Genomic DNA, 12,135 nt, shown 5'->3' on the forward strand with positions numbered 1-12,135 from the left:
GACCGGGGCCGGCCCCCACCGCAGAGAACGGGCTCCACTACGCTCCACCCGAACCCCTCCCCCACCAGACGGGCGGTCACCCGGACCACCCGCAGCAACATACACGCTAACACGCCTCACGTGGGCCAGAATCGGGCAGCCGTCACCCGTACTGAGGAACCGTGCGCACGGGTGATGCGTCACCGTGATGCACTGTGTAGACTCTGGGGTCAGTGAGCACCACCCCCGGCCCCCGCACCTCCGCCGGGACGACTCCCCGCCTGCATCACTCAATTCCCAGCTAAGGAGCGCGGGAAATGCCGGAGAAACTGAAACTGCGTGACCATCAGAAAGAGGCCGTCGTCGCTATCGTGCGCGGTCTCGATATTCCCCCGGGCGGGATTCCCGCGAATGGTCTTCGCGGGCAGTGCATCGCGGCGTGCGGGACCGGTAAGACGATTATTGCCGCTACGGCGGCTAAGCGTATCGCCGGGTCCGGTCGGATTTTGGTTTTGGTTCCGACGCTGGATTTGCTGACGCAGACGGTGCGGGCGTGGAAAGCGGCCGGGCATACGGGGCCGGCGGTTGCGGTGTGCTCGCTCCAGGAGGACCCGGAGCTGTGGTCGATGAAGGTTCGTGCGACCACGAGCGCGCCGCAGCTGGCGTTGTGGCACGGGGTCGGCCAGGTGGTGGTGTTCGGCACGTACGCCTCGCTGGGTGTGCTGGCCGAGGCGTTCGAGGGCGTCTACGGGCAGCGCATGGACCCGATGGACCTCACGGTGGTCGATGAGGCGCACCGCACGTCGGGTTCGCTGGGGAAGGCGTGGGCCGACGTCCATTCGCAGAGTGTGATCCCGTCGGCGCGGCGGTTGTACATGACGGCGACGCCGCGGATTTGGCAGGAGCGGCCGCCGACGTGGGAGGTGCGCGAGGGGGTCCGTGACGCGCTGCCGGAGGAGATGGCGGCCTCGATGGATGACCCGAAAATCTTCGGGCCTGTGCTGTTCCGCCTGACCTTGGCACAGGCGGTGTCCAGGGGCCTCCTTGCGCGGTATCAGATCATCGTCATGGAGCTGACCGACCCGGTGGTCACTCCGGAGCGTCTGCGTGGCCCGGAGGCGAAGGAAGAGGAGCTGCGCGGGCAGCGCCTGGCGGCGCTCCAGGCCGGGGTGCTGCGTACGGCGGCGGAGCACGGCTTGAAGTCGATGATCACGTTCCATCACCGGACGATAGAGGCGAACGCCTTCGCCGAGGGCCTGCCCCGGGTCGCGGCGAAACTGCACGCGGACAACCCGGAGAAGTACCCGCCGCACATCTGGGCTGACTGGCTGATGGGCGATCACGTGCCCGAGCGGCGGAGGTCGGTGCTGGGTGAGTTCGCCACCCGGCTCGGGCTCGCGATCCTGTGCAACTGTCGCGTTCTGGGTGAGGGCGTCGACATCAGGGCCGTCGATAGCGTTGCCCTACTGGACCCCAAAGGGGCACCGCACGACATCGTGCAGGCAATCGGTCGGGCACTTCGGCAAAAGCCCGGAGAGGGAAAACTGGCGAGTTTGATCGTGCCGGTTTTCCTCCAGGACGGAGAGCGCCCGGAGGACATGTTCACCTCCGGCAGCTACCGGCCGCTGGTGCAGGTTTTGCAGGGTCTTCGGGCGCATGACGAAGAGGCCGTGGAATTGCTGGCCGTGCCGCAGGAGGACCAGAAACGCGACGTGAACCCGTCGCAGAACATCGGCTCAGCGCCCGATGATGATGAGGAGGAAACCCGTCTGCTGCTGCGGTTCGCGGCCCCGCGTGATCCGGTGATGGTCGCGGAGTGGGTTTCCTTCAACGTGATCGACACCGAGCGGCAGGACTGGGCGAAGGGGTACGCGGCAGCCCGCCGGTTCCGTGACCGTGAAGATCACTTGCGGGTGCCGTACGACCACAAGGAGGGGCCGTATCCGCTGGGGCAGTGGATCGCTGAGCAGCGCAGGGCGTACGGGGCGGGGTCGATGGACGGCCGCCGGGCCAAGCGCCTGGAGGGCTTGGGGATGGTGTGGAGCGCGGCGGACAGCGCGTTCCAGGAGAACCTGGCGGCGGCGCGGGCGTACTTCGAGGCCCACGGGACTTTGGCGGCCCCGCGGTCGGCCACGGCCCTGGACCGGCCGGTGGGGCAGTGGCTGTCCAATCTCAGGCGACCCGGGGCGCTGGGTGACCACCCGGACCGGGCGGCGGCCCTGGTCGAGATCGACCCGGACTGGAACCCTGACTGGCCGCTGGAGTGGCAGCGGCACTTCGCCGGCCTCGCTCAGCTCCGCCAGGCCCGGGTGCCGGTCGACGCGATCGAGGCGGGCACCACGATCGACGGCGACGACATCGGCCGGTGGCTGGCCAAGCAGCGCCAGGCCGTGGTGTGGGCCAAGCTCACCGACGCCCAACGCAACAAGCTCACCGGCATCGGCGTGCAGCCGCTGACCGAGGAAGCCCCCGCCAAGGCCGCCAAGGCATCTCAGGGCGCCTCGGGGGCGTTCGAGCGGGGAGTTGCCGCCCTGCGGCAGTACAAGGCCCGTACGGGCTCCGTGACGGTTCCTCGAGGTCACGTTGAAGAACTCGCCTGGACGGGCAACGGCAGCAGCGCGGGGACGCTGGTGAAGCTGGGTGTGTGGATCTCCAACACGAAGAGCAGGCGCGCGAAGCTCACCGCCGACCAGCTCTCGCAACTGGCTGAACTGGGGCTGGACTGGGCATAGTCGGCCGCGTGCCAGGGGCGGTCTGCGGGTGGCAGGCCGCCCCTCGGCCGTGTCAGCGGGGCTTGTCCCGCTCGTAGCGGACGATCGCGTCGCTGAGTGCGCGCTTGAGGTCGGTCAGGAAGTCGGTGCCGGCGTTGTTGAAGAAGGTCTCCTTCGCCAGCGGCTCGGGTTCGAATGAGGAGACGTGCTCGCCTTCCCGCTTCGGGGTGAGGTCGTTGTCGAGCCAGAACCGGCCCGCTGTCCCGTCGTCCAGCAACAGCACGGGCGAGTCCATCCACTCGTCACCCAGCTCGCCGTCGGCCAGCCTGCGCCGCCCGGACATGCGGGCGATGTACCAGCACCGCTGCTGGGAGACCCGGCGGTAGCGCTGGCCGCCCGCCTGCGCGTACTCGCCGCGGAAGGTCGACGGCTGGACCCGGACCAGGGTCTCCGAGCCGAACGGACGGAGCCGCGCCACCGCTTCCCGCAGCAGCGCCTGCACCTCGGTCTCCTGCTCTGCCTCCCGTTGTACCCGCTGCTGAGCGGCACCCTCCCATGCATCGGCTCGGGACCGGGCCGCACGTATCTCGTCATCAAGACCAGTCATGACCGCCAGCGTATCCACGCTTACTTACCGTGAAAACAGGGCGAGTTGGCCTGTCTACTCCCCGGCGTCGGCGCCTCCGCGGGGCCGGTTGCGTGTCCACCGCTGAAGGTCGACGACGCGGTAGCGGAGTTCGGCACCGCGCTTGCTGACCGGGGCGGGGAAGAGGACCGGTGTCACTCATTGGGCGGAGCTCAGCACGGCGCCCTGCGTCGTTGTCCCGGTATGACGACGCAGCCCGTTGCTGGAACCGAGGTTGCCCCGGAGCGCACTCCCTGTTCGGCGCGGCTGAGGCTCCTGCCTCGGGAGTCTGCGTACGTGCGGGAAACGCCGGGGATGAACTTGTTCTGGGAAGAACTCGCCATCGACCCTGGGCACCCTCCGGAGCGATGCCGCCGCGGCCACAACGCCCACTTCGACGTCTGCTATGACGAAATGCTCACCCCGGAGGTCCGCTCCACGTTGCAGTGCGAGTTGGAGCCGGGGCACGAGGACGCTCACGCGTCGCTGATCGGGATCAGCGACAGCGGCATGTGCGATACGGACATGTGGATGGTCTGGCGCGCTGGGGTGCCCGGTGCCCGCGAGATCCGCCAACCGGGCACCTGCGACTGGGGGCTTGGGGAGCTCGGCACCAACCCGTGCGTCCTCTTCCAAGACCACGCCGGAAGGCACCATGGGCAGGGGCTGGGCTTCGTGGACGATGAGGGCCTGAATCACTCCGGCGAGCGTGTCCTCGACGACACCTACGCGGCTCGCCCGCGCTGACGTCCGGGCGGGTGGCTCCGAACCCGCACCGTCGCCACCCGGCCCGGCGACTCGCTCCGCCTCACCGAAGAGCATCGCGGGCCCCGACCGTGGTCGGGGCCCGCGCCTTCCTGCTGGCTGTGCGTCAGGAGCGGAAGCGTCCCAGGAACCGGTTGGCCCTGCGAGCGGCTTCGGCTTCGGCAGCTTCCTGCGCGGCCTTCTCCGCCTCGCGCCGCTGCCTGGCGGCTTCCTTCTTGGCGGCCTTGCGGGCCCGCTCCGTCTCGATCGCCGTCTGCTTGCAGTCCCCGCACAGCGTGCGGTGGCTGTCGGTCGGCTCGCCCCAGGTGTTCTTCTCCGACTCGGTCCAGCGCTGGTTGGTGAACTTCGCGCCGCAGCTGGTGCACCGGGGCCGTTTGGCTTCCCGCTCCCGGGCCTCCTGCGCCCGGTACTCAGCCGCTTGGCGTTCCCATTCGGCGCGCTGACGGGCAATGGCGGCGGCGCGTCGGGGGTTGCCGATCGCGTCGGTGAGCGTCTGCAGCCCGGGGCGGCCGAAGCGCCAGAAGGCCGACCCCGCAGGGCCGTGCTCGCGCAGCAGGTCCAAGGTGGTCGCCACGATCGGGATCTTCTGGTCGTAGGTGGTGTGGTCGCGCTCCGCCCGGCCTTCCCAGTGCTGGCGGGTGCGGTCGGCGATCTGCTGCGTGGTGGCGTTCGGGTTCCGCGGTCCGGCGGGGTTGAAGACCAGCAGCACCGGCGGGTGCACCATCTCGCCGTACCGGTCTTCGTGTCCGCTCCAGCGGGTGCGCCACATCGGCTTGTCCGCGCCGTCGGTGTCCTTGGCCTTCCGCAGGAAGAACCGGTTGTACTTGTCGAACTTCGCCGCGAGCACGGCCGCTTCCTCGTGGCAGTTGTCGACCTCGATGAACAGCAGCGGCACCCCGGCCTCCGGAGCGGTCAGGACGATGTCGGCCTGGACGCCGCCCTTGCCCGGCGTCGACCAGGTTCCCGCCGACGGCAGCGCCACCTCCGTGAAGTACGAGCCGATGCTGCCGATCCCGCCCGGCGCATCGACGGCGGCCTGCGCGGCCTCGAGTGCTTCGGGCGGTTCACCGGCCAGCAGCGCCAGGTCGGGCTTGGGGCGGATCAACGCCAGGATCGTCTCGTTGACCGCCATCGCGTGCGGTGCGCCGGAGCGGCCCGCGCCGCGCGCGGTACCGCCCATCTCATCCTTCGGCCGGTCCAGGGGGCGCATGGCGGCGTCAAGACCGAGCGGGGTCAGCAGCCGCAGCCCCTCGCCCCGGGAGGTGTTCCCGCCGAACAGCACTTCCCCGCTCGCCCGCAGGTCCGCCAGCGCCCCGCGGTGCGCCGCTGTGCGGGCCTCCTTCCGCTTCGCCGCGGTCGGCTTCGTGGTGTGGCGGTAGGTCAGGTGCGGCGCAGCCACGCGCTGGATCTGGTCGGCCGTCGCCACCTTCAGCACACCCAGCACCTTCAGCACGTCATCGCGCAGCGCGTTCGACGACCCGGCCGGGTTCGTGATCCGCTTCCCGCCCATCAGCCCTGCCTCCCCGGCGTTCCTCCACCACCGCCCGGCCACCGGTCGGGCGACGCGGCCCCCCGGCCCGAGGGGGACCGGGGAACACCCCAGAACCCGATGATCTCCCCTGCGTCTGTCATAGCAAGGGAGGGAAGAGGGTTGTGACGAGCCGGGATGGCCCGGTAAAAGGTGCGTGACCTGCGGGAATGTGGTGCGGCTGGTCGATGGGCACGGAAGTGGCACCCGCAGTGGCCGCGCAAGTGCCAGCCGAAGTGGCCTACCCGGTGCGGGCCCGCCGGTTGCACCGAGCGGCCAGCGGGCGGCAACGCGGGCTGCACCTCCCCAGCATGCACCGCCCGTTGCCGCCGCGGGGCCGGCCGTACGACGTCTGTCATCGCGTCTGTCATCGCGTCTCTCCTTCGCACTCCCACCGGTCAGGACCGCCCGCGCCTGGCGGTGCGCACCGCCAGGCGCGCGAGCAGGCGGCCACCGTGCACGAGGCCCCCTTGTCCGCGGTCTGTTCACGGCCCGGTGCAGGGCCGGTCCAGGGGAAACACGTCTGTCGGCACCTGCGGTCAAGGGGTGGGACCGCGGCAACACGGGCATGGCCAGCCGCGCGGACAAGGGGGCCCGGTGTGTCCGGGTCTCCCCCTTGTCCGGCCACTTCGCACGGGAACGCGCACCGGTGCCGAGCGGGGTGCGGACCGGGCGCACCTCAACCAGGGCGGCGCGCGTCCCGGTACGGCAGTGGAACGCACCGGGTGGAGGTCGGCGTGTTCCGCGACCGGTGCAAGCATCTGAGCAACCGCCCGGGTGCACCGCGCGCGGCCCGGGCCGCCATTTACCGGAGTTCCACGCCTGTGACCTGCGGTAGTGATGTCCGTGGAACGCCAGCCCCGCTGTGTGGGCGCCGGCGTTCCACACGCCTCGCACTACGTTCCACCAAGGAATCGAACTAGATTAGAACAGTGAGCGAGGACGCGACAGAAGCGGCGCTGCCGCCGGCCGACGGGCCGCTGGTGAAGGTGCGGCTCCCGGACGGCCAGACCCTGTACGCCGTGGTGAAGGCGCGGCGCCGCGAAGCTGACGGCAGTTGGTGGGTGGACCTCCAGATCCACCTGCCGAGCCAGAGCACCGAGCGCGGCCAGCTCCTGGCGCTCCCGGCCGCAGTGGACTTCCGAGCGCCGGCCGACGCCTGCGAGCCCATCGAGGGACAGCGCTACGACACAGTGCCGACCGAAGGCCACGGCGTGCAGGCGCGGTGGCGGATCGAGGAACCGGTGTACTTCGGGCCTGAGCGCGGCCCGGCCAGGATCGTGCACCGCGGCGACTGCCGGGCCGTGCGCGACGTCTCCCGGCCCGCGAGCACCGAGCAGGCCCGCGCCGTACTCGAACGCCCGGAAGCCGCACCCTGCCCGATCTGCCGACCCGACCGGCCGCTGCGCACCGCCGCGTAGGCCCGTGGTGACTGTCCCTCAGCCCGGGCGGCGGCCACGGTGATGACGATGCTCGTGGACGGAGGCAGGTGGCGTGACCTGTCGCTGAAACCCTTCGCGGGCGGTGAGGCGTTCCCGGCAGAATTGGGTGCATGGGAGCAGTTCAGCAGATATCGCGACAGCACCTTGTGTCCCAGGTGCTCCTCAGGGAGTTCACCATGCCGGGGCCCAACGGCTGGCGGCTGCTCCCGTTCGACCTGCGCTACCCGGGTCGGCATCACAAGTTGAAGCCCACGCGGTCGTGCGGTTGGGTCGATACCTTCGTGGCGTTCGAATCCGTGTCCGCAGAGGCGCTGTGGGGTGCCATCGAACGACGTGTCCCTGCCGCGCTCGAAGCGGTGCGCAGGGGTACTCCGTTCGCGGAATCCGTCCATGCCGAGGTGCTCCGCGACCTGGTCGTGCTCCACTACGTCCGCTCCTACCGCTACCAGGAAGTGCACCTCAACGCGTTCGAGAAAGCACGTGCCAACATGCTCTCCGCCCTGCCCCGGAAGTACCCGGAGCAGCTACGCCGCGAGGCTCTACGAGAAACCGGACTGCACCTGGAGAGCCGTGGGGCGATCGGAGCCTACGCCGAACGGGTCATCGCCCGCTCCCAGGCCGTCCAGGCACACGAGAGCGGGGAACTGTTCAGGACCAGCGTCGAGGACACCCTCCGCAAAGTGCAGCACATGGCGTCAACGTGGCAGGTGGAGATCCACACACCCGAATCGGGCCAGTTCCTGATCGGCGACAACCCTGGGGTGACCATCCACCAGGACGGCCGCAAAACGGAATACGGGATGGCCTTCGGTGACGCGACCTCCATGGTGCTGCCCATCGGCCCCCGGCACCTGGTGGCGCTGGGCCCGCTCAACACCATGGGCACCCTGCCGGCAGCCGCCGTCGACGAACTCAACACCGTGCAAGTCCTCGCGGCCAACCGCTACGTGTACATGCACCCCCGCAGCGGCCTGGAATCGTTCGCCGCCGATGCCGCTTCCGATCGGGAATCCAACCGGGCCACCCGCTAGAGCAGAAACCCCAGGCGCTGCCCGCCTGGCCGGACCTCTCGCTGTCCGTGGCAGACAGCCTGTGGACCTGCCGCCGACCCCAGACGCACGAACGTCGGTCTATCGGCGCCAGCGGGTGAACATCCGCTCGGTGGGGCCGGGAGTGAGGCCGATCGGAAGGCCAAGGAGCGGCTCCAGGTCCAGCCCCTCCCCCGGCGTGAGCGAGGTGAAGCCGTGCCGGCCGTAGAAGGCTTCGAGGGTGGAGTCGGCGTCGTACTGCCCGTAGAGCAGGAAGAACTGGAGCTGCTGGTAGACCTGCACGGCTCTCTTGAGGAGCTGGCTTCCCCAGCCGTGTCCGCGGACAGGTTCGGCGACCGCGAGAGCGCTGATCTTTGCCACCGCCATGCAGAAGCTGAGCAGTTGCTCGCCGGGAACTCCGTGGCCGGCCGCGCCGGAGACCAGCGAGGCCGGCGGCAGCGCCAGCAGGGCCGCCGTCGGCGTCCCGGAGCTGTCTTCGCCGACCAGGACCAGGGAGAGCCCGGGGACGGCAGCGGACAGGTCCCGTTTCATGGCGGCCTGGGCAACTTCCCGGAACATGCCTTCCTGCCCGTGATCGAGGCCGGCGCGCAGGGTCGTGGCGAGGCTGCCGTCGTTCACGCTGTCGGCGACACGTTCGTCGACGTCGACGCCCGTGACCTCCAGGAGGCCGTCGACGGCGGCGACTTCGCCGGGGCGGGCCAGCCTGACCCGGCCTCCCTGCGGTCCGGCCCATCCGTCGATCAGGCGCCTGCCGGTGACCGGCCTGGGCAGAGTCGATCCGCCGCGTGCCCCCTTGCGCTTCGCCATCCGACCACCGTAGCCAGGCGTCGGCATCGCCGTGGCGACGTGGCGGAAACGCAGCCTCGAACCGGCTGAAGGCCGTCGAACCGCCCGCCGCCGGCCCTGGGCTACGCCAGGCGGATCTGCGCGACGTCCTCGATCCGGATGCGGTGAGGCCGGTCAACGTCCGGCCCGGCCAGCTCCAGGGCCTGTGGCCACGGCACGGGCGTTTCATGCGCGGACGAGGTCGACCGGCGCCACCATCCGCGCCAGGCCAGCAGGGCCGGGGCGTACAGGGCGCGGAGCAGCGGGGTGTGGGGGCCGTCGGCGGCGGTCACCGTCATCGTGACGCGGTCCGGTGCAAGGAAGTCGGGACGGGGACGGATGCCGATCAGCACGGTGTCGCTCGCGCCGTCGGTGACGGTGACGGTGGAGCAGGCCCGGTGGCGGCGCATCGCCGCTGTCACCACGGTCAGGGTCGGCTTGGTGTTCAGCACGACCAGGTCGTCAACGATCCCCCCGTCCACGAGGTGCTGCTGCACCCCGTAGGCGGCGCTGGCGTGGCCGCTGTCGGCGGCCGTCCAGTCGCCGGCGCCACGTGCGGGCATGCGCTGCAGCAGATCCGTGTACGGCAGCGGCTCGGTGGCCAGCAGGGAGACGCCGCCACCGTCCGGGCACGGTGCGTTGCCGGGCACGGGGTGGGGGTAGCGGGCGAGGTGGATGCGGGGGCACGGATCCGACCAGGACGACGACGCTCCCGGCCCGGCCAGCACATCGGACACCGGCACGTACCCCTGCGGGTACAGCTCCCCCAGCCGGTCGCTCACCACGTCGACAGCCATGCCCAACCTCTTCCGTTCGGATCAGAAGTCTTCCCCGACGACGTCGGCCAGGGCCTCCAGCCGCCGCCTGCGCTCCGCTTGCCGCAGGACATCGCCCCGGTCGGCGATCGTGACCGGGCCGCCGCCCGCGTCCTGGAGATGGTGCTCCAGCGCCTCCAGCACGGCCGTCTGGACGGCCTCGAACTCCGGTGCGCCGTACGCCTCCAGGAGCAGGCCGACCTCTTCGGCGCCCGCCCCGGCCGGTGCGCCGCATCCCTCCAGGGCGGAGGCCGCGTGCAGCTGCACGCACGCCGCCGCGGCGTCCAGCGGCACCCCGGTCACGGCCGCGCCCGCCATCCCGCGTCCGCGGGCGGTGTCGGCGACCGCGGCGGCCATCAACACCACCGTCCGGGTCCGCAGCGGCTCTCGGAGCGCGTCCGGAGCGCCGTCGGCGTGCCACAGCAGCAGTTGGTCGGCGGCGGAGACGGCGTACTCCCACGTCGTCACCGGAGCCCGGCGGCTGCCTGCAGATTCACTCACGGCACCACCCTGCCAGGCGGCCCCGCCAGATGAGGACCGATCTGGACGGTTCACCGCCCGGGGCAGGCGTCCGCGGTGGCGTACGCGCGCGTCTGCCGCTGTGCGATCCCGTCCGTGCACGGTCAGCCGCGCCACTGGCGGGAGGACCGCAGCCGGGACAGGGCGCGGGCATCGCGTCGGGCTGCGGCGCTGCCGATCCGGCCCTGCCGGGGGCGCGGCAGGCGGGACAGGTTGGCGGCCAGGCGGCGCCGGTTCGCCTTGGAGATCCCGGCGAGCTGGCGGGCCAGTCGCAGCTGCTTCTCGGTGGGCTGCTTGGCGGTCATGGTGTCCTTCCGGTGCGCTGGTGCGGGGAGGGAGGCTGCGGCGCGGTTGGCGGGGCCGGCGGTCTGCTGCCGCCCCGGGCGGCGGCGTTGCCTTCGTGAACTGCGGCCAGGACGGCGTTGGTGCGGGCGGCCATCAGCGCGATGCGATGCGCACTGTGCTGGAGCGTGGCCAGGTCCGTGTCCTGCATCGCGGCCGGGGCTGGTCGGCCCGCTCGGTGGGCGGGGCGCCGGGCGTTGAGCGGCTGCGCGGCGGGGCCTGCCTGTACCACACCGGGGGCGGGTCGGCCGGCGGGCCGCCGGGCGCGGCGGGAGGCCCGCAGGCGGCCTTGCAGGACCGCTGCGGCGGTCTGTGCGCGCTGGTAGCCGGTCGCGTCCCTGCGGCGTGCCAGCGGCCGTATGGCGGCCCGGTCGGCGGCGGTCCCGGGCGGGTAGAGGCGGGAGAAGTCCGCGGTGAAGGTGTCCGGCCCGTGGCCGGCCGGGGTGCAGTGCTCGGACAGCGCGGTGTCCACGATCCGTTCGTCCAGGCCGGGTTGGTGGCGGGCGCCGCGCAGCGTCTGCGCGAGGTGGCGGCGGGCTTCGGCGAGCAGGTGCCGGCGGCCGAAACTGCCGCGCATCACGTAGACGACCGCGGCGACGTCGACGGCCGCCAGGGCGACGTCGACCACGGGCCGCACCCGGGCCAGGACCTTGGCGGCCGCGGCGCGGGCCAGGCGCAGCAGCCCGTCGACCAGCTGCTCGCCGAACCGCGCTACCGCAGAGGCCCGCCACCGTGTCCGCAGCTGCGGCAGCGGGCGCACGACCTTGGGCGGCCGGGTCTCCTCAGCCGCCCACCGGGCCAGCGCGTAGGAGGCCCGCTCCCCCGGCCGGCGGCCGTGCTTCACCTCGTACTGGTCGGCCAGCACGTCGACGTAGTCGGCGATGTCCCTGCGGCGCGTGCCCTGCCACGCGATCAACTCATGCGGGATACCGGCGACTTCCATGACCGGCCGCAGGCCCTCGGTGACCTCCCGCGGCTCCCACGCGACCCCGAGCCTCTCGGTGACCTCCTCTTGCAGCAGCAGCTGGTAGAGGGTGCCCGCCGCGACGACGTGCCGGAAGACCTGCGCGGTGTCGAGGTTGCCGAACTTCCCGTCGGGACGGCGGACCTTCACCGACACCAGGGCGTGGTCGTGCAGCAAGGGTGAGCCCTTGCGGTTGTCGTAGTGGCGGAACACCGCGACCGCCAGGCCATCGACGCCGGCCCGGTGCTTGCCGCCCCTGCCCCACCGCACTCCGGCGACCGCGTCCTCCAGCCACCGAAGCGTCCGGTCCCGCGCGGCGGTGTGGGAGTCCTCCAGCACCTGCCGGTTGTCGTCATCCAGCGCCCACCACGCGTGGAACGACGGCGGCCCCCGGAACACCAGATCCAGGGCGAGCACCGGGTGGGGGATCTCGCCGACCGGCCGACCCAGCACGGTCGCGCGCCGCGCCGCGACCAGGCTCTCCCCCGCCTCCAGGAGCTCCGCCTCGATCCGGTCGGCGTCAGGGTGCCGGCCCTGGCCGAACAGCAACTCCGCTTGCCGCTCGCCCACC

11 protein-coding genes are annotated in these 12,135 nt (G+C 71.4%); 4 read left to right on the forward strand and 7 right to left on the reverse strand.

The window, feature by feature from the left end; all coding sequences use genetic code 11:
* The first annotated feature begins 296 nt into the window (after positions 1-296).
* Positions 297-2,711 carry a helicase associated domain-containing protein gene (locus AC13HU_RS19145; RefSeq protein WP_483043117.1) on the forward strand — a complete coding sequence of 805 codons (2,415 nt, stop codon included), beginning with the start codon at positions 297-299 and terminating at the stop codon, positions 2,709-2,711.
* A 52-nt stretch (positions 2,712-2,763) separates the two neighbouring features.
* On the opposite strand, the gene AC13HU_RS19150 is transcribed toward AC13HU_RS19145, so the two are convergent.
* A complete protein-coding gene (locus AC13HU_RS19150) occupies positions 2,764-3,297 on the reverse strand; it encodes a hypothetical protein (RefSeq protein WP_483043118.1) in 534 nt (177 codons plus the stop codon).
* Between the two features lie 333 nt (positions 3,298-3,630).
* Here AC13HU_RS19150 and AC13HU_RS19155 point away from each other — a divergent pair, with 333 nt between their 5' ends.
* Positions 3,631-4,062: a hypothetical protein gene (locus tag AC13HU_RS19155; RefSeq protein ID WP_483043119.1), complete on the forward strand. Its 432-nt coding sequence runs from the start codon at positions 3,631-3,633 to the stop codon at positions 4,060-4,062.
* A 124-nt stretch (positions 4,063-4,186) separates the two neighbouring features.
* On the opposite strand, the gene AC13HU_RS19160 is transcribed toward AC13HU_RS19155, so the two are convergent.
* Entirely contained in the window at positions 4,187-5,590 is a 1,404-nt protein-coding gene (locus AC13HU_RS19160) for a replication-relaxation family protein (RefSeq protein WP_483043120.1), read from the reverse strand.
* Between the two features lie 950 nt (positions 5,591-6,540).
* On the opposite strand from AC13HU_RS19160, the gene AC13HU_RS19165 reads away from it, so the two are divergent.
* Both AC13HU_RS19165 and AC13HU_RS19170 read left to right on the forward strand, forming a co-directional pair.
* Positions 6,541-7,029: a DUF6233 domain-containing protein gene (locus tag AC13HU_RS19165; protein ID WP_483043121.1), complete on the forward strand. Its 489-nt coding sequence runs from the start codon at positions 6,541-6,543 to the stop codon at positions 7,027-7,029.
* A gap of 131 nt (positions 7,030-7,160) precedes the next feature.
* The gene (locus tag AC13HU_RS19170) at positions 7,161-8,081 is read left to right on the forward strand and encodes a DUF4238 domain-containing protein (protein ID WP_483043122.1); all 921 of its coding nucleotides are present in this window, start codon (positions 7,161-7,163) and stop codon (positions 8,079-8,081) included.
* A 99-nt stretch (positions 8,082-8,180) separates the two neighbouring features.
* On the opposite strand, the gene AC13HU_RS19175 is transcribed toward AC13HU_RS19170, so the two are convergent.
* The 5 genes from AC13HU_RS19175 to mobF form a co-directional block, all read right to left on the reverse strand.
* On the reverse strand, positions 8,181-8,906 hold the full coding sequence (locus tag AC13HU_RS19175; RefSeq protein ID WP_483043123.1) for a GNAT family N-acetyltransferase: 726 nt from the start codon (positions 8,904-8,906) through the stop codon (positions 8,181-8,183).
* Between the two features lie 101 nt (positions 8,907-9,007).
* Positions 9,008-9,721, reverse strand: a complete 714-nt coding sequence (locus AC13HU_RS19180; RefSeq protein ID WP_483043124.1) for a hypothetical protein — start codon at positions 9,719-9,721, stop codon at positions 9,008-9,010.
* Positions 9,722-9,742: 21 nt separating this feature from the next.
* On the reverse strand, positions 9,743-10,240 hold the full coding sequence (locus tag AC13HU_RS19185) for a hypothetical protein (RefSeq protein ID WP_483043125.1): 498 nt from the start codon (positions 10,238-10,240) through the stop codon (positions 9,743-9,745).
* Positions 10,241-10,362: 122 nt separating this feature from the next.
* The gene (locus tag AC13HU_RS19190) at positions 10,363-10,563 is read right to left on the reverse strand and encodes a hypothetical protein (protein ID WP_483043126.1); all 201 of its coding nucleotides are present in this window, start codon (positions 10,561-10,563) and stop codon (positions 10,363-10,365) included.
* Positions 10,560-12,135, reverse strand: a 1,576-nt coding sequence (gene mobF, locus AC13HU_RS19195; RefSeq protein WP_483043127.1) for a MobF family relaxase, incomplete at its 5' end; no start/stop codon positions are given. The genes AC13HU_RS19190 and mobF, both read right to left, overlap by 4 nt.

Source organism: Streptomyces sp. NH27 (assembly GCF_056859195.1).